15 protein-coding genes and 1 pseudogene are annotated in these 21,196 nt (G+C 64.3%); 7 read left to right on the forward strand and 9 right to left on the reverse strand.

Annotated features, from left to right (window positions below; all coding sequences use genetic code 11):
- Window positions 1-59: 59 nt before the first annotated feature.
- A complete protein-coding gene (gene ppsA, locus ACA097_RS03185) occupies window positions 60-2,429 on the reverse strand; it encodes a phosphoenolpyruvate synthase (RefSeq protein WP_043251166.1) in 2,370 nt (789 codons plus the stop codon).
- 165 nt (window positions 2,430-2,594) lie between these two features.
- Between ppsA and ACA097_RS03190 the strand changes: the two genes are divergently transcribed.
- The 4 genes from ACA097_RS03190 to ACA097_RS03205 all read left to right on the forward strand — a co-directional run bounded on the left by ACA097_RS03190 (window position 2,595) and on the right by ACA097_RS03205 (window position 6,725).
- On the forward strand, window positions 2,595-3,413 hold the full coding sequence (locus ACA097_RS03190; RefSeq protein WP_043251164.1) for a pyruvate, water dikinase regulatory protein: 819 nt from the start codon (window positions 2,595-2,597) through the stop codon (window positions 3,411-3,413).
- Window positions 3,414-3,659: 246 nt separating this feature from the next.
- Window positions 3,660-4,202, forward strand: a complete 543-nt coding sequence (locus tag ACA097_RS03195) for an ATP-dependent zinc protease (RefSeq protein ID WP_160286493.1) — start codon at window positions 3,660-3,662, stop codon at window positions 4,200-4,202.
- Between the two features lie 6 nt (window positions 4,203-4,208).
- Window positions 4,209-5,735: an inactive transglutaminase family protein gene (locus ACA097_RS03200; RefSeq protein WP_043251158.1), complete on the forward strand. Its 1,527-nt coding sequence runs from the start codon at window positions 4,209-4,211 to the stop codon at window positions 5,733-5,735.
- Window positions 5,736-5,738: 3 nt separating this feature from the next.
- Window positions 5,739-6,725 (forward strand): alpha-L-glutamate ligase-like protein, encoded by a 987-nt coding sequence (locus tag ACA097_RS03205; RefSeq protein ID WP_160286492.1) that lies wholly within the window; start codon window positions 5,739-5,741, stop codon window positions 6,723-6,725.
- Between the two features lie 113 nt (window positions 6,726-6,838).
- Here ACA097_RS03205 and ACA097_RS03210 read toward each other — a convergent pair whose 3' ends face one another.
- The 7 genes from ACA097_RS03210 to ACA097_RS03240 form a co-directional block, all read right to left on the reverse strand.
- Window positions 6,839-8,008 carry a MalM family protein gene (locus ACA097_RS03210; RefSeq protein ID WP_043251152.1) on the reverse strand — a complete coding sequence of 390 codons (1,170 nt, stop codon included), beginning with the start codon at window positions 8,006-8,008 and terminating at the stop codon, window positions 6,839-6,841.
- 10 nt (window positions 8,009-8,018) lie between these two features.
- Entirely contained in the window at window positions 8,019-9,617 is a 1,599-nt protein-coding gene (locus ACA097_RS03215; protein ID WP_043251149.1) for an outer membrane protein transport protein, read from the reverse strand.
- An 18-nt stretch (window positions 9,618-9,635) separates the two neighbouring features.
- The gene (locus ACA097_RS03220; protein ID WP_160286489.1) at window positions 9,636-10,640 is read right to left on the reverse strand and encodes a transporter; all 1,005 of its coding nucleotides are present in this window, start codon (window positions 10,638-10,640) and stop codon (window positions 9,636-9,638) included.
- A gap of 46 nt (window positions 10,641-10,686) precedes the next feature.
- Window positions 10,687-11,448, reverse strand: a complete 762-nt coding sequence (locus tag ACA097_RS03225; protein WP_371368471.1) for a C39 family peptidase — start codon at window positions 11,446-11,448, stop codon at window positions 10,687-10,689.
- A gap of 77 nt (window positions 11,449-11,525) precedes the next feature.
- Window positions 11,526-11,966 (reverse strand): DUF6160 family protein, encoded by a 441-nt coding sequence (locus tag ACA097_RS03230; RefSeq protein WP_043251140.1) that lies wholly within the window; start codon window positions 11,964-11,966, stop codon window positions 11,526-11,528.
- Between the two features lie 230 nt (window positions 11,967-12,196).
- A complete protein-coding gene (locus ACA097_RS03235; RefSeq protein ID WP_371368474.1) occupies window positions 12,197-14,914 on the reverse strand; it encodes a LuxR C-terminal-related transcriptional regulator in 2,718 nt (905 codons plus the stop codon).
- A gap of 1 nt (window position 14,915) precedes the next feature.
- Complete coding sequence (locus tag ACA097_RS03240) at window positions 14,916-17,492, reverse strand: LuxR C-terminal-related transcriptional regulator (protein WP_371370470.1); 2,577 nt, start codon at window positions 17,490-17,492, stop codon at window positions 14,916-14,918.
- Between the two features lie 299 nt (window positions 17,493-17,791).
- On the opposite strand from ACA097_RS03240, the gene pabB reads away from it, so the two are divergent.
- A complete protein-coding gene (gene pabB, locus ACA097_RS03245; protein ID WP_371368476.1) occupies window positions 17,792-19,135 on the forward strand; it encodes an aminodeoxychorismate synthase component I in 1,344 nt (447 codons plus the stop codon).
- Between the two features lie 107 nt (window positions 19,136-19,242).
- A pseudogene (locus ACA097_RS03250) lies at window positions 19,243-19,521 on the forward strand (transposase); the annotation flags it as partial.
- A gap of 126 nt (window positions 19,522-19,647) precedes the next feature.
- Here ACA097_RS03250 and thrH read toward each other — a convergent pair.
- Window positions 19,648-20,265: a bifunctional phosphoserine phosphatase/homoserine phosphotransferase ThrH gene (gene thrH / locus ACA097_RS03255; RefSeq protein ID WP_043251132.1), complete on the reverse strand. Its 618-nt coding sequence runs from the start codon at window positions 20,263-20,265 to the stop codon at window positions 19,648-19,650.
- 188 nt (window positions 20,266-20,453) lie between these two features.
- On the opposite strand from thrH, the gene ACA097_RS03260 reads away from it, so the two are divergent.
- On the forward strand, window positions 20,454-21,188 hold the full coding sequence (locus tag ACA097_RS03260; protein ID WP_043251130.1) for a phosphoadenylyl-sulfate reductase: 735 nt from the start codon (window positions 20,454-20,456) through the stop codon (window positions 21,186-21,188).
- Window positions 21,189-21,196: the final 8 nt, after the last annotated feature.

The raw sequence follows: 21,196 nt of genomic DNA on the forward strand, positions 1-21,196 counted from the left end.
GACTGGCACAAAAAAGGGCGGGTGCAAGCACCCGCCCTCTTGGACGGTTTAACGCGACGTCAGGCTTGGCCTTCGGCCAGGAAGAACCAGGTATCGAGCACCGAGTCGGGGTTCAGCGAAACGCTTTCGATGCCCTGCTCCATCAGCCACTTGGCCAGGTCCGGATGGTCCGAAGGCCCCTGACCGCAGATGCCGATGTACTTGCCGGCCTTGTTGCACGCCTGGATGGCGTTGGCCAGGAGCTTCTTCACCGCCGGATTACGCTCGTCGAACAGGTGCGCAACGATTCCGGAGTCGCGGTCCAGGCCCAGGGTCAGCTGGGTCAGGTCGTTGGAGCCGATGGAGAAGCCGTCGAAGTACTCGAGGAACTCGTCAGCCAGCAGGGCGTTGGACGGCAGTTCGCACATCATGATGACGCGCAGGCCGTTCTCGCCACGCTTGAGGCCATTGGTGGCCAACAGCTCCACCACTTGCGAGGCCTCGCCGAGGGTACGCACGAAGGGCACCATGATCTCGACGTTGGTCAGGCCCATTTCGTTGCGGACCTTCTTCATCGCGCGGCATTCGAGCTCGAAGCAGTCGCGGAACGACTCGCTGATGTAGCGCGAGGCACCACGGAAGCCGAGCATCGGGTTCTCTTCTTCCGGCTCGTAGAGCTTGCCGCCGATCAGGTTGGCGTATTCGTTGGACTTGAAGTCAGACAGGCGCACGATGACCTTCTTCGGCCAGAAGGCCGCCGCCAGGGTGCTGATGCCTTCGACCAGCTTCTCGACGTAGAAGCCGACCGGATCGTCGTAACCGGCGATGCGCTTCTCGACGCTGTCCTTGATGTCGGCCGGCAGGCTGGAGAAGTTCAGCAGCGCCTTGGGGTGCACGCCGATCATGCGGTTGATGATGAATTCCAGGCGGGCCAGGCCCACGCCCTCGTTGGGCAGCTGGGCGAAGTCGAAGGCGCGGTCCGGGTTACCGACGTTCATCATGATCTTGAACGGCAGTTCGGGCATGGCGTCGACCGAGTTCTGGCGCACGTCGAAACCCAGCTCGCCTTCGTAGATCAGGCCGGTATCGCCTTCGGCGCAGGAAACGGTCACGCGCTGGCCGTCTTTCAGGACCGCAGTGGCGTTGCCACAACCTACGACAGCCGGGATACCCAGCTCACGGGCGATGATCGCGGCGTGGCAGGTACGGCCGCCGCGGTTGGTGACGATGGCGCTGGCGCGCTTCATCACGGGCTCCCAATCCGGGTCGGTCATGTCGGAGACCAGCACGTCGCCCGGCTGGACCTTGTCCATCTCGGATACGTCGTGGATCACCTTGACCGGGCCGGCGCCGATGCGCTGGCCGATGGCGCGACCTTCAACCAGGACCTTGCCCTTCTCCTTGAGCAGGTAGCGTTCCATGACGTTGGCACTGGAACGGCTCTTAACGGTTTCCGGACGAGCCTGGACGATGTACAGCTTGCCGTCGTCGCCGTCTTTGGCCCACTCGATGTCCATCGGGCGCTGGTAGTGCTTCTCGATGATCAACGCCTGCTTGGCCAGCTCGGTCACCTCGGCATCGGTCAGGGCGAAGCGCGCGCGGTCGGCCTTGTCCACATCGACGACCTTGACCGATTTGCCGGCCTTGGCTTCGTCGCCGTAGACCATCTTGATCGCCTTGCTGCCCAGGTTACGGCGCAGGATCGCCGGGCGACCGGCTTCCAGGGTCGGCTTGTGGACGTAGAACTCGTCAGGGTTCACAGCACCCTGCACGACGGTTTCGCCGAGGCCGTAGGCGCCGGTGATGAAGACCACGTCACGGAAGCCGGACTCGGTGTCCAGGGTGAACATCACGCCGGCGGTACCGGTTTCGGAGCGGACCATGCGCTGCACGCCAGCGGACAGGGCGACCAGTTTGTGGTCGAAGCCCTGGTGCACGCGGTAGGCGATGGCGCGGTCGTTGAACAGGGAGGCGAAGACTTCCTTGGTGGCGCGGATCACGTTGTCCACGCCACGGATGTTCAGGAAGGTTTCCTGCTGGCCGGCGAAAGAGGCGTCCGGCAGGTCTTCGGCGGTGGCGGAAGAGCGCACGGCAACGGCCATGTTGGCGTTGTTGCCGGCCATCTCGGCGAAGGCCTTGCGGATCTCGGCGTCGAGCTGGGCGGGGAATTCGGCGTCCATCACCCACTGGCGAATCTGTGCGCCGGTCTTGGCCAGAGCGTTGACGTCGTCGACGTCGAGCGCGTCCAGGGCGGCATGGATGCGATCGTTCAGGCCGCTCTGCTCGAGGAAGTCACGGTAGGCCTGAGCAGTGGTGGCGAAACCACCGGGAACGGAAACCCCAGCACCGGCGAGGTTGCTGATCATTTCGCCCAGGGATGCGTTCTTGCCCCCCACATGTTCGACATCGTGGACGCCGAGCTTATCGAGGGAAACTACGTACTCTACCAAGGTGATCTCTCCACTGAATGTTGGAAAAGCTCAAAACGGCCGTCGCGGCTCCGCCGCGTCCTGGCCTGGGCCGGAAAAATGGGTAACAATCCCCCGGCAAAAGGCCCTGCAAAAGCGCGGCCTATCATACCTAGGATTCCTTCCTACCTTAAGGCCACTAGCGCAATGAAACGTACGGCGTTCTTCATTTCCGACGGAACCGGCATCACTGCCGAAACCCTCGGCCAAAGTCTCCTTGCGCAGTTCGAGAACATCAACTTCCTCAAACTGACGCGACCCTACATCGACTCTGAAGAAAAAGCGCGCGTCATGGTACAGCAAATCAACGCTGCTGCCGAGGCGGACGGGGCCCGCCCGATCATCTTCGACACCATCGTGAACCGCGAGATCCGCGCCATCCTGGCGCAGTCCAATGGCTTCATGATCGACATCTTCTCGACCTTTTTGTCCCCATTGGAACAGGAATTATCCGCGGACTCCTCGTACTCCGTCGGAAAGTCGCACAGCATCGGCCAGCACACCAACTACATGGAGCGCATCGAGGCCGTGAACTTCGCGCTGGACAACGACGACGGCGCGCGCACCCACTACTACGACAAGGCCGACCTGATCCTGGTCGGCGTGTCGCGCTGCGGCAAGACCCCGACCTGCCTGTACATGGCCATGCAGTACGGCATCCGCGCCGCCAACTACCCGCTCACCGAAGAAGACATGGAGCGCCTGCAGCTGCCCAATGCGCTCAAGCCCTTCAAGCACAAGCTGTTCGGCCTGACCATCGACCCCGACCGGCTGACCGCCATTCGCCACGAGCGCAAGCCCAACAGCCGCTACGCGAGCTTCGCCCAGTGCGAGTTCGAGGTGCGCGAGGTGGAGAACCTGTTCCGCCGCGAGAACATCGCCTACATCAACTCCACGCATTTCTCGGTGGAGGAGATATCGGCCAAGATTCTCGTCGAGAAGGGTGTCGAACGCCGCCTAAAATAACCCGCGACCTCCCTGATACAGCGCGAAAAGCCGGCCAAACGCCGGCTTTTGCCGTTATCCGTCGCCTTTGACGCCAGTGCAATGGCGCGCGATTGTCGCGGCCGAAACGCCCCATGCTAGAATGCCGCCCGCTCTCCACTGGGCGTCTACCCGGCGCGGCCGAACGATCAGCGCGCGCATGCGGGCCAGGCGTTTGCCGGATGCTCCCGTACCCGAGGCCTCGCGGTCTCCCAGTGCACAGAACCTATGCAACCCAGACTCACCGCCCTTCTGCTGCTGTTCCTGCTCCCCGTGCTCGGCGTAACCGCCCAGGCCGCGGGGAAGACCGTCTACGGCCTCAACGAATACGCGCACATTGGCGAGCTCGATGAAGTGCTCGCAGCCAAGCTCGACACTGGCGCCAAGACCGCCTCCCTCAGCGCCCGCGACATCAAGCGCTTCAAGCGCGACGGCGAAACCTGGGTGCGCTTCTACCTGGCCACCGACAGCGCCGACCGCGAGCCCATCGAGCGGCCGCTGGCGCGCATCAGCAAGATCAAGCGCCGCCACGGCGATTTCGACCCCGACGAAGACAAGGCCTACACCGCGCGCCCGGTCATCGAACTGGAGGTCTGCCTGGGCAAGGTGCGCCGCACCATCGAAGTGAACCTGACCGATCGCAGCGCCTTCCAATACCCGCTGCTGATCGGCTCCGACGCGCTCAAGCGCTTCGGTGCGCTGGTCGATCCCAGCCTGAAATACGCCGCCGGCCAGCCCGGCTGTCCCCTTGCGAAGAAAACTGCCGAGTAACGCCCCATGCGCTCTCTGAACCTACACCTGAAGATCCTGATCGCGACCCTGGTGCTGCTGGGCATCTCGATCACCGCGTACCAGATCTTCGTCCTCGGAATTCCCATGACCGAAGCGGAAACCGAGGACCTCTGGAACATCGACGCCCGGGTCAGCTTCGAAGCTGCGCCCAAGACGCCGGTGAAGGTGCAGATGTTCGTCCCGCCACTGACCCAGGACTACACGAGCCTCAACGAGAGCTTCGTGTCGAACAACTACGGCGTGAGCATCAACCGCTCCGACGGCAACCGTAAGGTGACCTGGTCTTCGCGCCGCGCCAGCGGCAAGCAGACCCTCTACTACCGCCTGGTGCTGACCAAGCGCTTCAGCGGCGAGAAGCCCAAGGAGAAAGGCCCGATCTTCCGTGACACGCCGCCCCTGGAGGGCCCGGAGAAGATCGCTGCCGAAGCGCTGATCGCTCCGATCCGCCAGCATTCGGCCGACATCGAGACCTTCGTCAGCGAGACCATCAAGCGCGCCAACAACCAGGCCGACGACAACGTCAAGCTGCTGATGGCCGGCGACACCAGCCTGGAGAAGCGCGCCTACATCGTCGAGACCCTGCTGGGCATCGCCCACGTGCCGCTGGAGCGGGTGCACACCCTGCGCCTGCTGGCCAACCAGCAGCAAACTCCGGAATTGTGGCTGCGCAGCTACAACGGCAAGGACTGGCTGTACTTCAACCCCGAGACCGGCGAGCGCGGCCTGCCCAACGACCGGGTGATCTGGTGGCTGGGCGACGAGCCGCTGCTGAGCGTGGACGGTGGCAAGAAGGCCCAGGTCAGCTTCAGCATCAACAGCAGCGAGATGAATGCCATCCGCCTGGCGAAGATCTCCGACGCCAACACCGACGCGACCTTCCTCGAGTACTCGCTGTACGGCCTGCCGCTGTCGACCCAGCAGACCTTCCAGATCATGATCATGATCCCCTTCGGCGTGCTGGTGATCCTGGTGCTGCGCAACCTGATCGGCATCCAGACCCTGGGCACCTTCACCCCTGTGCTGATCGCCCTCGCCTTCCGCGAGACCGGCCTGCAGTGGGGCATCGGCCTGTTCACCGTGATCACCGCCCTGGGCCTGTCGCTGCGCTCGTACCTCGAGCACCTGAAGCTGCAGATGCTGCCGCGCCTGTCGGTGGTGCTGACGTTCGTGGTGGTGATGATCGCGATCATCAGCCTGCTCAGCCACAAGCTCGGCTTCGAGAGCGGGCTGTCGGTGGCGCTGTTCCCGATGGTGATCCTGACCATGAGCATCGAGCGCCTGTCGATCACCTGGGAGGAGCGCGGCGCCGCGCATGCGATGAAGGCGGCCCTCGGCACCCTGGTGGCGGCTACCTTGGCGCACATCCTGATGCGCGTGCCGGAACTGGTGTACTTCGTTTTCACCTTCCCGGCGGTGCTGCTGATCCTGGTCGCCTTCATGCTCGCGATGGGTCGCTACCGCGGCTACCGCCTGACCGAGCTGTTCCGCTTCAAAGCCTTCCTCAAGGACTGAGCCATGTTCGGCCTGATCAAGCGATGGAAAGCCCTGGAAGCCAAGGGCATCATGGGGATCAACCGGCGCAACGCGGACTTCGTGCTGAAGTACAACAAGCGCCACCTGTACCCGATCGTCGACGACAAGATCATCACCAAGGAGCGCGCCATCGAGGCCGGCATCCAGGTGCCGGAGATGTACGGGATCATCTCCACCGAGAAGGAAATCGAGAAGCTCGACAGCATCATCGGCGAGCGCAACGACTTCGTGATCAAGCCTGCGCAGGGCGCCGGCGGCGATGGCATCCTGGTGATCGCCGACCGCTTCGAGGGCAACTACAAGACGGTCTCCGGGCGGATCATCAGCCGCGACGAGATCGAGTACCAGCTGTCCAGCATCCTCACCGGCCTCTACTCCCTCGGCGGGCACCGTGACCGCGCACTGATCGAGTACCGCGTCACCCCCGACCCGATCTTCAAGAGCATCAGCTACGAGGGCGTGCCAGACATCCGCATCATCGTCCTCATGGGCTACCCGGTGATGGCCATGCTGCGCCTGCCGACCCGCCAGTCCAACGGCAAGGCCAACCTGCACCAGGGCGCCATCGGCGTCGGTGTGGACCTCGCCACCGGCAGCACCCTGCGCGGCACCTGGCTGAACCGCAAGATCGCCAAGCACCCGGACACCGCCAACGCGGTGGACGGCGTGCAGCTGCCATTCTGGGACGGCTTCATGAAGCTCGCCGCGGGCTGCTACGAGCTCTGCGGCCTTGGCTACATCGGCGTGGACATGGTGCTGGACCAGGACAAGGGCCCGCTGATCCTCGAGCTCAACGCACGCCCCGGCCTGAACATCCAGATCGCCAACGACTGCGGCCTGGTCGGCCGAACTCAGGCAGTGGAGGCGCATCTGGAAGGCCTGCGCGCCAAGGGTATTGAGGAAACGCCGGAGCAGCGCGTGAAGTTCGCCCAGAGCCTGTTCGGGCACGTGCCGCAGCGGGAGATCTGACGGCGCCGCCCCGCCCGTAGGAGCGGATCTCATCCGCGAAAAACCTGTAGGAGCGCGCCATGCGCGCGAATCGCGGACAAGGTCCGCTCCTACAGGGATTCCCCCGCCCAACCTCAGCGAATCACCGCCAGCTCGAAACCGCCCTGGTCGCCGTGGTCGCGCACCTTCATGCCGGCGTCGTTCACCGCGAGCTTCTCCAGCGGCCGCTTGTAGGGCTTGTTGTCCAGCGTCTGCAGGCTACGGTCCTCATCCGTGGTCAGCAGCAGCACGTAGCGTTCACCTTCGTTGGCGCGCACCGGCACCGTGCCTTCGATGAAAGCGTAGCGGTACCAGGTCTCCGGATTGAGCTTGTACACCGCGTCGCTGACCAGGCGGGTCGGGCGCTTGTGTTCGTCGAGGAACAGCAGCGACGGGTAGACCACCTGGTGGTTGGCGAAGCTGCGCACGCGCAGGCCATAGACCTGCTGCGACGCCGGCAGCTTCATGGCCACGTAGTAGCTCTTGCCCATCGGGAAATCGAAGCTCGGCGAGAACTTGTTGAGTTCCTCGTAGCGCGGTTCGTCGGCACTCAGTTCGGTGAAATCGCCCTCGCCGATCTGCTCGCAGCAGCGCCGCTGCAGGTCCTGGTAGAGGTCGTTCAGGGTCTTGCCGCTACCCTTGAGCAACGCCTTCATGGCGTCGGTCTGCTCGCCGCTGCCGTCGAGCCCAGGCAATGCCTGCGGACGCTTGCCGAACTCGACCTGGCGCCCTTCGGTGAAGGCGATGTCGTTGCGGCGAATGCCCGCTGCGCGCTCCTCGGGGCTGATCGGCGAGTTGTGCATGCGCCCCTGCTCGTCGACCCAGGTGTAGTACGGATTGCCGTTCTGGCTGCGGACGAAGCCCTTGTCTTCGTACGCCTCGGCATCGATGTACTCGGACGAGCGATCGCCATTGGGCAGCACGTAGTCGGCGCCACCGGCAGGCGCCTGGTTGGCCGCGTAGAAGCTGTTCTGCAGGTTGCCCTGGCCGTCCACCCAGGTGAAGTAACGCCGCTTGCTCTCCCCCGCCGCCTGGCTCCCCGGCCAGCGCGTGCCGCCGTCGTCGAGCAGGCGCGCCTGGTCGCTTTGGTCGATGCGCTTGGCCGCCTGGCGCTGTTGGCGATTGAAGTCGTCGTCGACGAAGGTGTTGTGCACCTGCCCGCTGTCGTCGATCCACGACAGGTAGCGTCCGGCGCCCGCCTGCGCACCCGCGGACAGCAAGGCCACGCCGAGGAGAACAATGCCCAGTGGAGTGCAGCGACGCATCTGTCCGTCCTCAGAAGGTGGTGTTGTAGGTCAGTGCGAAAATATAGGCCTTCACCGTCGTGTCCACATCCATGCCGGCATAGGGGTTGTACACCAGGTTGTCAATCCCGGTGCAGGTCAGGTTGCAGCTCTCGCCGGCCTTGATGCTCTGCTTGGAAACGAAGTAGTTGAAGCCCAGGTCGATGGTGGTGTCCTTGTCCCAGCGATAGCCCAGGCCGAGGCCGTAGAGGTTGGCGTCGCCGATGGGCACCAGGGCGTCGGCCTTGCTCTTGGGGATCGCCGAGGGGCGGTACTCGTAGCCGGCGCGCAGCTGCAGGCGGTCGTTCACGTCGTACTGCACGCCGGCGGCGTAGCTCCAGGTGTCGCGGTAGCCGCGGTCGAGGATGATGCTGTGGTCGGTGGCGCCGTTGGGCGCGAAGTTCTTGGCGATGCGCAGCAGGTCGAGTTCCTTGTCGAACTCGATGGTCATGTTGTTCCAGTCGCTGTAGCCGCTCCACTTGAGGTCGGCGTTGAATTGCCAGTTGTCGAACGGACGAATCTTGATGCCGGTGGAGAAGTTGTCCGGGTTGGTCAGCTTCAGCGTGGCTACGCCGTGCTCTTCGTCGACGTTGCCGTTGGGGAACAGCGGACTGAGGAAGGCACCGAACACCGAGCTCTGCAGGCCGGACCAGAAGCCCTGCCAGTCCTGGGTGTAGTCGACGCGGTACTTGCCCTTGAGCTTCATGCGCGACTCGCTCTGGTACACCGCCCCCCAGCCGAACCAGTCGTTGGGCTCCCAGAGCACGCCGAGGTTGTAGCTCGGCGAGAGGGTCTGCTGCATGTCCAGCTTGAGGTTGGCCAGCTTGTCGTAAGGGCCGATCTTGCCGCCGCAGACGTTGAACACCAGCTCGACGATTTCCTGCGCCCCCGGCACGCAGGTGGTGTTGTGCAGGGTTTCCAGCAGGCCGGTGAGGATGCCCGGGTTGCGGAAGTCGGTATCCAGCGCCATGGCCTGGTGCGAGAAGCCGATCGACAGGCCGAACGACCAGGCGTCGTTCATCTGGTAGCCCACCGAGGGCGAGAAGTAGGTCAGCCGCTGCAGCGATACACGACGGCCATCGTAGCGTGCCGGATCGCTGTCGGAATCGCGCGAATAGCCCAGCGCCTGCGGGGTGTAGACGTTGGTGGCGAAGGTGAATTTCGAGCCCGGCGGGTTGATCGAGATGCCGGCCAGCGGCGCTACCAGCGCCGGCACGTCGGTCATGCCGCCGAGGCCTGGCAGGTACATGGTCGGCGTGGTGGTGCGGCTGTGCGAGTTGGCGATCGGGTCGTCGGTCACGCCGAAGGTGCTCGAGCCATAATCTGGCGGCGCATGGAAGCCGGCGCGGATATCCATGAAGCCGGCCACCAGCTTCACCGTGGTCTGCCGGCCCTTGAGTTTGGTCAGCGCGGCCGGGTTGTAGTGCACGGCGTCGATGCCGGTCGAATCGGCAGTCACCGCGTTGCCCAGGGCCATCGCCTTGGGGTTGCCGATGGTGATGTCGTTGGCCAGTTGTGCGTGCGCCGGCAGAATCCAGCCAAGCCCCGCCCCAGCCATCGCCAGCACGAGTGGCGAAATGCGCTTCGTCATGTGGGTCTCGCTCGCGGGTTAGTCGGGTTTCAGGCCCTTGATGTCCAGGGGCAGGGAAACCCCCAGCAGGACATCCGGCGAGTCCTCGGTCATGCCGAAGCCGGCGTTCACGTTGACGATGTAGTCGGGTGAAGTTCGCAGGCCGAGCGAGAAGTTCATGATTGCGCTGGTCTGTTCCGGAGCCTCCACCGTGCGGTCGTCGAAGTGGTAGTGGCTCTTCATCTGGTAGGCCATCTGGTACGAGGTGGCCAGCGATACGTCATAGGACAGCGCGTAGGCCATGCCCATGGCGAAGTTCAGGGTGTCGCCCGGAGTGACCTTCTGCAGCTCCTCGTTGTATTGGTACTGGTGGATGCTGTCGACCTGCATGTTGTAGGTGTAACCGAGCGAGCCGTAGAGCACGACCGGGTCGATCACGTAGGACATGTTGGCGCCCACGCCCAGGCTGTAGTAGCCGCTGCCGGTAGACACGTCCTTGTCCGGATTCATGTCGTACGGGCTGTCGCCGGTGGGGAGGCCGAGGGTGGCGTAGAAGGTAGTGACGGGACGTCCGCGTACCGATGGCCAGGGCTGCCAGCGCAACGTCGTGGAGATGTCGCCGAGGCTGTAGGCATGCACGTCGCGCTCGGTGTCGTACTTGGCCACGAACGGCAGGCGCAGGCTGAAGGTCAGGTTGTCCCAGATGCCGTAGTCGAAGGTGAACGAGTTGGTGAAGGTGTGCTGCGCCTCGCTCTGCGCCAGCACGCTGTAGACGTTCTGGCCAGTGCGCACCTGCTGGATGCGGGTGTCGCGCATCATCGAGTAGTCGAAGCCATAGGTGAGCGTGCGCTCGCCCTTCTTCAGCAAGGTGTAGCTTTGTTCCGCCGCCTGGAACACCTGCTCCAGCGCCTTGGCGCTGTCGGCGTCACCCTCTTTCTTGGACAGTGCATCACGCGCCTGGTCGACCGATTTCTCCTCGGCCAACACAGGGCCGCCAGCCAGCAAGGCCAGTATGGCGGCGCACGCATACCCCCTGAAATCCATGATGCTATCCCCTGGTCTTATTCTTATGGGTCGATGAAAAGAGCGCTCACTTGTTGCGGATGTACTGCACGTCGCCTTTCGAGGCGGCCTCCGTCACGCGGTTGCTGGCGAACTTGCTCAGCTCCGGGAAATCGCGGAAGGCCAGCAGGCTCACGGTGCGGTCATCCACCAGGCGCAGGTCCTGTTCTTTCAGGGCCAGGGCGTTCTTCGGCTCCTGGCCGCCGGGGTAGATCACGAACAGGACGTTCTGGTCCCAGATCGCCTCGAAGCGGCTGCGGGTGAAACTGATGTTGCCCAGGGCAGGATCGGCAACGAAAACGTGATCGTTGTAGACGTCACGCACCACCACGAAATGCTTGAAGCCGCCGTAGTGGATGGGCACGAGCGCCGGGTTTTCCAGCGAGTCGAGGTCGGAGAATTCGGCACGGAAACCACCGCTCTTGTAGCCCAGTGCAGCGGCGTAGCGCTTCATGTCGAGCAACGAGAAACCGCGACGCTGGACGATCTTGTCCGCCTCGCCGTACTTCAGAAGGCCTTCCATGACCTGGCGCTCTTCCAGGTTGCGCCCCAGGTAGTAGTCCAGCAGCGTGGTCAGGGCCGCCGAGCCGCAGCTGTAGTCGTACGACTGGCGAATGACGTTGCGGAACTGCACCTGGCTCATCGGCTCGAGCTGCACCGACTCACGCAAGGGGCCGTTGGGAGTGAGTTGCTGCGAGAGATTGACCGTGCCTTGCGGTTGCGGCTTGGTGTCCACCGCCTGGGTGAAACCGAACAGCCCCAGCAGGCTCCCCAGCAGAATCTCGAACATCCATCCCACTCCTTGAATTCTGGATGGACCTCGCCGGCGAGGCGCCGGCGAGATCGGGTACTACGCGAACACCGTGATCAGTGACCCCAGATCTTCACGGTGGAACCGGCCAGGTTCAGGTTGGAGACGGTCAGCGAGCCGATGCTGGCGCCAGTGCTGCCAACCTTGATGGCGTCGATGGTCACGTCGCCGGTGACTGTCGGCAGGCCGATAGCCAGCTGCTGGGTCGGGGTGCTGCCGATGGTGGTGGTAACCACGTCTACGGTCATCGGGGCGCTGTCGGCGATGGTTACGCTCGGCAGATGGATGCCCTGCAGCACCAGGGAGCCGCCGTTGGTGTCGGCGTCGGTGTAGGTCACGGCGCCGATAGAGGCGTTGAAGGTACCGGCGATGCTGATGCCGTCCTGACCGGTCACGCTGGACAGCGCGGTGTCATCCATGGATTTCAGGTCGGCATGAGCCATGAACGGAGCGGCCAGAACAGCACTTGCAAGAACCAGTTGTTGGATTTTTTTCATTGTTGTGTCTCTCCAGTGTTCAGGTGGGTTTGCCCCAGGGCACTGCAGTGGGCGTCCTGCCCCGCTGCAGGTTGGCCGGCCAAGCCGACCCTCCAGACCCGCCACGGCTTCCCTAGGTGTCGCGGGCATGGATTCGTGAAGCACTCAGGCTTCGCGTCCTGGTTTCAAGCTACTGGTCCAACCCCCACCTGCCAGCCCATCCAAGGGATGGAGCCGGATCTTCCGTGATTTCACGCCTCGCTCAGCAAGCCGAGGCTCTTCCCCTTGAGAACTGCCTGGGTACGACTGCGCACGCCCAACTTGGCGAACAGGTTGTGCAGGTGCCACTTGATGGTGGCCTCCGACAGATGTACCGCCTGGGCGATATCGCGATTGGAAAGGCCCGCCGCGACCAGCCGCAGGATCTCCCGCTCGCGGTGGCTAACATCCTGATTTTCCTCGAAACCTTCCGGGTCGACGGAGAGCCGGCGGCACTGCTCGCGGAGCATCTCGGCCACCCCTTGCCAGGCGGCGGCGCGCTTGGGCTCGGCTTCGCGCCAGGCCTCCCAGAACGGCAGCAGCCAGAGCGCGTCGTCCTGGAACAGGCGGCGATAGCCCTGGTTCCAGGCCTCTTCGAGAGTCGGCGCGAAGAGTGCGAAGGCTTTTTCGCTGTTACCTTTCTGCCAATACGCAACAGAAAGTAACAAGGAAAGACGCAAGCGCCGGTCGCGCAGATAGGGCGAAGTCGTCGCCGCCAGGCAGGCTTCCAGGCGCTGTTGCGCTTTCTCGGCATGCCGCTCGGACAACGCCAGGCGCGCCTCGGCCAGGCACAGCGCGGCGTGGGCGTCAGCGAAGCGCTCCGCGGAAAGCCCCGAGAGCTGTCGCGCCAGTTGAAGGCAAACGCGCTCGGCCTCGTTGGGTCGACGCAGCCAAAGCAACAGCTGCACCTTGCAACTCATGGCCAGCGCATTGACTCGCTCGTAACCCGGCGATTGCAGCCCGGCCAGCCATTCGTCGAGTTGGGCCAGGCCCTGATCGGCCTCGCCGGCAAAGAAACGCGCCTTGGCCATCACCAACTGGCCGCGACTGATCAGCTCGACCGGCGTCGCCACGTCGCGCCAGGTCGTGGCGAGCGGCAGTTCGGCGAGGATCGCGGCGTGGCGATCCTGCTCGTAGAGGATATCGGCGTAGGCCAGCGACAACGGCCCACCTACCCTACTGCGCCGGCCGAACACCCGCTCGACCCGGCTGCGCGCGCTTTCGGCGATGGTCCGCCCGCGTTCAAGCTCGCCACTCTCCTTGCAGATCAGCGCCTCGATCATGCTCGCCACCACCTGCAGGTACTCGCTGTCCGCCATGCGCAGGCATTCGCGAGCGATCCCGATGGCGCCGGCCGCCTCGGCGTAGTCGCCCAGTAGCGCGTGTGCAGCGGCGAGGATGCACGCCAGGCTCGCGCGGAACACCGGCTGGTTCGCAGGCACCAGCGACAGCCACTGGCGCGAGACCTTGAGGCTCGCCTCCAGCTTGTCCTGGTAGAGCAGCACCAGCGCCTTGAGTACCTGGGCCACCGCCAGCAACTCGGCCAGACCGAAGTTGCGCGCCTTGCCCTGCCCCAGCAGCAGCCGTGCGCTGAGCTCCTCGATGAGGGCCTCGGCCTCGGCGAACTTCTGCTCGAAGGCCAGCTGCCAGGCATAGAAGATCTGGAACACCGGGTGCTCGCGGATCACCTCGGCGGGAATGCTGCCGAGCATGCCGAGGATGCTGTACACCCGGTTGCCGGCGATCAGCCGCGCGCCCTGGCGCTCCAGCAAGTCGGCGGCAAAAGCGTAGTCACGCGCACGCAACGCATAGCGCACCGCGCGATCGGCCATGTCGCGGCTCTCGCACCAGCGCGCCGCGGCATTGAGCAACGGCGTGGGATCGGCGCTGCGCGCCAAGCGCCCGTGGAGGAACTCGGCGAACAGGTGGTGGTAACGGAACCACTCGCGCTGGTCGTCCAGCGGGATGATGAACAATTGCTCGTTCTGCAGGCGCATGAGCATGTCCATGCCGTCGCGCCGCCCGGTCAGGGCGTTGCACAGCTCGGCGCAGAACTCGTCGAGCACGGAGGTCTGGTCGAGGAATTGCTGCAGCGGCGCCGGCAGCGAGGCGAGCACGTCTTCGGCGAGGTAGTCGGCTATGTCCCGTTCGGTACCGGACAGCCCGCGCAGAAAGGCGGCGCGGTCGCTGTGCCGGGCCAGCGCCAGGGCGGCCAGGTGCAGCGCGGTGATCCAGCCTTCGGTGCGCTTGTAGAGCAGCGCCAGCTCGGACTCGGCCAGAGACAGCCCCTTGAGCTCCAGCAGATAGGTGTCGGCTTCTTCGCGGGTCAGGCGCAGATCCGCGCCGTTCAGGCAGAAGGCCCAGGGCGACAGCGCCGGTTCGTCGACCAGGAAGCGTGGCCGGTAGCGCGTGCTGGTAACCAGGCGGACGTTGTCCGGCAGGTGCTCGATCAGATAGCGCGCGCCGGGCGTGAGCGCCGGATGGCGAATGCGATGGAAGTCGTCGAGGAACAGATAGAGCTGGCCGTCGATACGCTTGAGGTCGGCGAGGAAGGCATCGAGCAGCCCCTCCAGCGGCAGCGTCATGTCCGACTGCAGCAGGTTCGAGGTGTTGGCGCCGAAGCCCTCGGCGACGCTGCGGATGCTCGCCACCAGATATTGCAGGAAGCGCTGCGGCTCGCTGTCGCCTTCGTCGCAGGACAGCCAGGCTACCAGCGCCCCGCTCTCCTGCAGGCGCCGGCGAAACAGGCTGAGGATGGTGCTCTTGCCGAACCCTGCCGGCGCGCTGAGGATCAGCGCGCGCTGGTTGCGCGCACCGTACAGGCGGTCGATCAAGGCCTGGCGCGGCAACAGCGCCACGCCATCCGCGTGCGGCGGGAACAGCTTGGTGCGCAGCAGCGGCGTGGGCTGCTGAGAATTCATCATGTTCATGTCAGAGCAGGCTCAGCTCGCGGGCACGGCGGATCGCTTGGGTCCGATTACGCACCTTGAGCTTCTCGTAGATGTTGTGCAGGTGCCATTTGACGGTTCCCAGGGCCAGCGACAGCTGCTGGCCGATCTCCTCGTTGGAGAGTCCCTGGGCCGCCAGACACACCACTTCCCGCTCGCGGTCGGTCAGCCCTTCCTCGAGCACGTCCTGTGCCTTGCGTATTTCCTGTCCCGGCCAGGCGGACAGCAGGCCGCGAATGAAGACCTGCAGCGCCGGCTGGCGTTCGGTGGACTCGAGTTGCTGGAGGAGCAGGCGGATGCCCTCGCCTTCCTCGACGAAGAGGCTACGCACCCCTTCGCGCTCGGCGCCGATCAGGCACTGGCCGAGCAGACTGTTGGCGCGCTCCTGGTAGCCCAGGCGCTGGTAGCTGAGCGCCGCCAGCAGGTCCAGGCGCAGGCGCTGCAGACCGTGCCAGCCGGGTTGCAGCAGCGCGCGCAATTGGGTGATCTCGTGCAGCGCTTCGCTGAAATGGCCGCGCGCCTGCAGCAGGCGCACCCGGCTGATGCCGCGTACCCAGAGCACCGGGTTGAACGGGCCCTGGCGATAGGACGCAGCGAGCTTCTGCCAATCGATGCCGTTGAGGCGCTGCTCGGCGCGCTTGCAGCGGTCGGCGGCCGACTCCTGGAGAATCAGGTTGATCTCCTCCCCCACCGCCATGGCGAAGATGCGCCAGGAGTGGTTGCGCGACGCCAGCGCCTGCATCAGGCCGAGCGTCGCCAGGGCCTCCTTGCTGCGCCCCTGCAGGCGCTGGATGCGCGCCAGGCATTGCACGCCCTGGGCGTAGAGATCGATGGGGTTGATCACGTCGACCCGCCCCAACGCCCAGCGCAGGCGCGCTTCCAGGCCGTCGAGTTCCATGCGGTAGTAGGCCGTCAGGCTCTCGGTGATCGCCGGCAGGGCCAGGGCCTGGGAGCGCCGATCGAACAGCGGCACGGCCTGCTCGCGGACGCGATCGACCAGCAGCTGCGCCTGCTTCACGTGGCCTTGCTCCAGCGCCAGCATCACCTCAATGGTGGACAGCTGCATGTGCAGGTAGCGGCCGTCGAGGAAATGATTGCGCTGCTGCGCCAACCCCATCAGGCGCCGGGCCTGCTCGGCCTGGCCATGCATGACCTGGGCGAAGGCGGCGACCAGCAGGATGGCGCACTCGAGGAACGCCGAGTTCTGCCCCAGCTGGCTCTCCACCCGTCGCGCCAGGGCGATGCACTGTTCGAGATCGTCCTTCTGCAGCGCCAGCACGGCCTTCACCGCCAGCGCCGACAGGTATTGGTCGCCCATGGGCGACTGCGGCTTGCCGTCGCTCCAGCGCGCCAGCAGCTCGTCGAGCATGCGATTGGCTTCGGCGAGGCTGAGCTCGGTGGCGCGGGTCCAGACATCGCTGAGCACCAGGATCGGATAGCGCGCGGCGATCTCGTCCGGCACGTGCCGGCGCCAGCGCGAGATCAGGTACAGCTGGCCGCGGTTGATCAGCTCCAGACCGTAGCCATCGACCAGCGCGGCTAGCATTTCCGGGTCTTCGGCCAGGCAGGCGTGTTCGATCGCCAGGGTCGGCATGTGGTGGTTGGTAAACCACAGGCTCGCGTTGAAGTGCAGCTGCTTGAAGCGTTCCGGCTCGCGATCGCGCAGGTGCGCGCGGAGGAAGTCGGCGAACAGCTGGTGGAAGCGGTACCACTGGCGCTCGCGGTCCAGCGGCAGGAGGAAGAGTTGCAGGCTGTCCAGGCGCTCCAGCAGGGCCTGGCCGTCCTGGCGACCAGTCAGGGCATTGGCCAGGTCGCCGTTCAGGCGACTGGCCACGCTCAGAGACAGCAGGATGCTACGGATGTCGTCGGGTAGGCGCTCGAAGACCGCGCGCAGTAGATAACCACCGACCGCCGCCTGGTCACCGCGCAGGGCCTCGAGGTTCAGGGGCGTGCCGCTGGGTTGCTGACGCAGCCACAGGCTGACCAGGTGTACCCCGATCACCCAACCCTCGGTCTGCGTGTACAGCGCGCGCAGGCATTCGTCGGCCAGTTCAAGACCGCTGCGGCGGAAGTAGTCGCGGGTCTGTTCTTCGCTCAGGCGCAGCTCTTCGAGGCCGACTTCCAGCAACAGACCCTTGGCGCGCCAGGTGGCCAGGCTGAGCGGCGGCAGCGAACGGCTGCCGATGGCCAGGGTGAAGGCTGGCGGGGCGTACTGCACCAGGCGGTTGAGGCCACCGAGGATTTCTTCGTGGCCAATGCGATCGAAGTCATCCAGCACCAGCAGGACCGGCTGCTCGCAACGCGCCAGGTCCATCAGCAGGCTTTCCATGACTGCGACGACCGGCACACGCAGGGTGTTCTGCAGGTAGCTCTGGGCATCGGCGCCAACGCCGGGCAAGGCGGCGGCGAGCGACTCGGTCAGCCGGGTGCAGAAGCGCACCGGGTCGTCGTCGGCACTCTCGAGGGAAATCCACACCACGTGGTGGCCGCGTTCCTCACGCTGAGCTGCAAGCGACGCCAAAGCGGCACTCTTGCCGAAACCGGCAGGCGCAGAGAACAGCAGGACTCGGAAATGCTTGGAACGGTCCAGTGCGGACTGGACCTGGGGAAGGTACAGATGATCGGCAGGCACCTGGGGGAGCGAAGACTGATGACGCGAAAGGCTGCCGGCTGCGGTTTTGAACACGACGTCCACGGCCTATATCCCTGTTTCATTATCGTTGTGGTACGGAGCATGGCTTCCGCGGGATAATCCAATTCTTATCAGAATGCCTTTCCTACGTAAACCGAGGAAACGGCTCTAGCATCGGACTTTTCAGACAAGCAGCAGCCCCTGCTTGGAGCGCCCTCACCCCACCTATGTCCCATTACCTCGTACACCCTCTGCCCTATCGGGAAGATCCTGCCGCGTATTTCACGCGCATCAGTCGGGCTCCAGGCGCCGTCCTGCTTGATGCAGGCAGGCCAGTGGCCACACGTGGACGCTATGACCTTATGAGCGCCTGGCCATTGGCAGAACTGGCGCCAGGCACTGACGAATCGGCCAAGGATTTCTTCGATCGCCTGCGAGCCGCCTTGCAGAGCCTCGGCAATCTGCAACCGGCCGAAATTCCGGATCTGCCATTCGTCGGGGGAGTGATCGGCTATCTGAGTTATGACTTCGGCCGGCGCATCGAACGGCTGCCGCAATGCAGCGCCGACGACCTGGGTCTACCCGAGGCGCGTGTCGGTCTGTACACCTGGGCGCTGATTAGCGACCACCAGCAGCGCACGAGCCAGCTGGTGTTTCATCCGCATCTGGGTCAGGACGAGCGCCAGCGCTTGATGGCGCTGTTCGAAAGCGGCGAGCCGGCACACGCGGAAGAGCCCTTCCGCCTGCAACGCGGCTTCCGCCCGGACCTGGAAAAGGCGCAGTACCGCGAAGCGCTGGAGCGCGTACAGGGCTACATCCTTGCCGGCGACTGTTACCAGGTGAACTACACCCAGCGTTTCCAAGCCCCCTGCAGCGGCTCGCCGTGGCTGGCCTATCAGGCGCTGCGCCAGGCCTGCCCGACACCCTTCGCCGGCTACCTGGCGCTGGACGAAGGCGCGATCCTCAGCCTGTCGCCGGAACGCTTCATCCAGATGCACAAGCGCCAGGTAGAGACCCGCCCGATCAAGGGCACACGCCCGCGCGGGCGCACGCCGGAAGAGGACGCAGCGAACGCCGAAGCGCTGCTGGCCAGCGAGAAGGACCGCGCGGAGAACCTGATGATCGTCGACCTGCTGCGCAACGACCTGGGGCGCAGCTGCACCCCAGGCAGTGTGCGAGTGCCGGAGTTGTTCGCCCTGGAGAGCTACCCCAACGTCCACCACCTGGTCAGCAGCGTCACCGGCGAACTGGCGCCGGACAAGGACGCCCTCGACCTGCTGCTCGGCAGCTTCCCCGGTGGCTCCATCACCGGTGCGCCGAAGATCCGTGCCATGCAGATCATCGACGAACTCGAACCGACCCGGCGCAGCATCTACTGCGGCAGCCTGTTCTACCTCGACGTGCGCGGCGAGTTGGACAGCTCCATCACTATCCGCACTGTGCTGGTGAAAGACGGCCAGGCCAGTTGCTGGGGCGGCGGCGGCATCGTTGCCGACTCGAACTGGGAAGCCGAGTACGAGGAATCGCTGACCAAGGTCGATGTGCTGCTGCGAACCCTGGAGCGGCTGTAACGCCCACGAATGAAAAAGCCCCGCACTGGCAGACTGTGTGAAAGCCTCGCAGTCTGAGTGCAAGCCAAAGACAATGCCCGTATCGATCGATACGGGCATTGTCGTTCATGGGCTATATCCGCGGTGAAGGGCGTGTTCAGGGCAGCTTGTTTCCGGTGTCGCTGGATGAGTTGGTCCCTGAAGAACATCTGGTCCGCGTGATCGAGGCCTATGTGGCACGACTGGATCTGCAGCGACTTGGCTTCAGCAAGGCGCAGGCGAGCAAGGTTGGACGCCCGGCCTATAATCCGGCCGACTTACTCAAGCTGTACCTGTATGGCTACTTCCAGCGAGTGCGCTCCTCGCGCCGACTGGAAGCTGAATGCCAGCGCAATGTCGAAGTGATATCGAGTTGATGGGCTGATCCCTCCGAAAAACAAACGCCCCGAACCAGTCGGGGCGTTTGTTTTGCCTTGCTCACAGCGTGTTTTCACACGGCCTGATCTGCGGGGCTTTTTCGTGCACAGCCGAGATTACAGGCTGAGCTCGCGGTTCGACGCCTTGAGGAATTCCTGCTTCAGGTCCTCGTAGGTGTGCACCGCCGGGAACTGCGGGAACTCGCGGATCACGTTCTCCGGCGCATGGAACAGGATGCCGGCATGGGCTTCGCTGAGCATGGTGGTGTCGTTGTACGAGTCGCCGGCGGCGATCACACGGTAGTACAGGCTCTTGAGGGCGATCACCGACTGACGCTTGGGATCTTTCTGGCGCAGTTGGTAGCCCACCACGCGATCGGTCTCGTCGGTGACCAGCTTGTGACACAGCAGGGTCGGGAAACCGAGCTGGCGCATCAGCGGCTGGGAGAACTCATAGAAGGTGTCGGAGAGGATCACCACCTGGAAGCGCTCGCGCAGCCAGTCGACGAACTCCACCGCGCCTTCCAGCGGCTTGAGGGTGGCGATCACTTCCTGGATGTCGGACAGCTTCAGGCCGTGCTCGTCGAGGATGCGCAGGCGCTGCTTCATCAGCACGTCGTAGTCGGGAATGTCGCGGGTCGTCGCCTTCAGCGCATCGATACCGGTTTTTTCAGCGAAGGCGATCCAGATTTCCGGAACCAGAACCCCTTCCAGGTCGAGACAGGCGATTTCCACGAACGTTTTCCCCGCAGGATTTGACAGAAGGCGGCACTCTAGCGGCTCGCCCGAGCCGGCGCAACGCGGCCCTTATACCCAAACAATGCAGTCACCCTTCCTGATGGTTATTTAGGGGCATATCCGCCTCTTTGCTAAGATCGGCGGCCACTACAGCGCACCGCGCAAGAACAACTGGAAGCCGCCTGATGAGCCACCCCTTCGATGTAGCGGAAGTCGCCGCGACTTACGCCAGCAAGTCCCCCCAGGACATCCTCAAGTTCGCTTTCGAGCACTTCGGCGACGACCTGTGGATCTCCTTCAGCGGTGCCGAGGACGTGGTGCTGCTGGACATGGCCTGGAAGATCAACAAGAACGTCAAGGTGTTCAGCCTGGACACCGGCCGTCTGCACCCGGAGACCTACCGATTCATAGAGCAGGTGCGCGAGCACTACGGCATCGCCATCGAGGTGATGACGCCCGATCCGCGTCTTCTGGAACCCTTCGTTAAAGAGAAAGGCCTGTTCAGTTTCTACAAGGACGGCCACGGAGAATGCTGCGGCATCCGCAAGATCGAGCCGCTGCGTCGCAAGCTCTCCACCGTAACCGCCTGGGCCACCGGCCAGCGCAAGGACCAGAGCCCCGGCACCCGCAGCCAGGTCGCGGTGGTCGAGCTGGATGGCGCCTTCTCCACCCCGGAGAAACCGCTATACAAGTTCAACCCGCTGGCCAACATGAGCAGCGAGGAAGTCTGGGCCTACATCCGCATGCTGGAGATTCCCTACAACAGCCTGCACGAGCGCGGCTTCATCAGCATCGGCTGCGAGCCCTGCACCCGTCCGGTGCTGCCGAACCAGCACGAGCGCGAAGGCCGCTGGTGGTGGGAAGAAGCCACCCAGAAGGAATGCGGGCTGCACGCCGGCAACCTGATCAGCAAGGGCTGAAGATGGGC

This window comes from Pseudomonas sp. QL9 (assembly GCF_041409665.1).
In the GTDB taxonomy this organism is placed as follows: domain Bacteria; phylum Pseudomonadota; class Gammaproteobacteria; order Pseudomonadales; family Pseudomonadaceae; genus Pseudomonas; species Pseudomonas knackmussii.

What these genes read in the sequence shown, in the direction of transcription:
- ACA097_RS03190 (WP_043251164.1), top strand. Translation starts at nt 2,595, where the DNA reads ATGAAACGTACGGCGTTCTTCATTTCCGACGGAACCGGCATCACTGCC.
- ACA097_RS03195 (WP_160286493.1), top strand. Translation starts at nt 3,660, where the DNA reads ATGCAACCCAGACTCACCGCCCTTCTGCTGCTGTTCCTGCTCCCCGTG.
- ACA097_RS03200 (WP_043251158.1), top strand. Translation starts at nt 4,209, where the DNA reads ATGCGCTCTCTGAACCTACACCTGAAGATCCTGATCGCGACCCTGGTG.
- ACA097_RS03205 (WP_160286492.1), top strand. Translation starts at nt 5,739, where the DNA reads ATGTTCGGCCTGATCAAGCGATGGAAAGCCCTGGAAGCCAAGGGCATC.
- ACA097_RS03210 (WP_043251152.1), bottom strand. Translation starts at nt 8,008, where the DNA reads ATGCGTCGCTGCACTCCACTGGGCATTGTTCTCCTCGGCGTGGCCTTG.
- ACA097_RS03215 (WP_043251149.1), bottom strand. Translation starts at nt 9,617, where the DNA reads ATGACGAAGCGCATTTCGCCACTCGTGCTGGCGATGGCTGGGGCGGGG.
- ACA097_RS03220 (WP_160286489.1), bottom strand. Translation starts at nt 10,640, where the DNA reads ATGGATTTCAGGGGGTATGCGTGCGCCGCCATACTGGCCTTGCTGGCT.
- ACA097_RS03225 (WP_371368471.1), bottom strand. Translation starts at nt 11,448, where the DNA reads ATGTTCGAGATTCTGCTGGGGAGCCTGCTGGGGCTGTTCGGTTTCACC.
- ACA097_RS03230 (WP_043251140.1), bottom strand. Translation starts at nt 11,966, where the DNA reads ATGAAAAAAATCCAACAACTGGTTCTTGCAAGTGCTGTTCTGGCCGCT.
- ACA097_RS03235 (WP_371368474.1), bottom strand. Translation starts at nt 14,914, where the DNA reads ATGAACATGATGAATTCTCAGCAGCCCACGCCGCTGCTGCGCACCAAG.
- pabB (WP_371368476.1), top strand. Translation starts at nt 17,792, where the DNA reads ATGTCCCATTACCTCGTACACCCTCTGCCCTATCGGGAAGATCCTGCC.
- ACA097_RS03260 (WP_043251130.1), top strand. Translation starts at nt 20,454, where the DNA reads ATGAGCCACCCCTTCGATGTAGCGGAAGTCGCCGCGACTTACGCCAGC.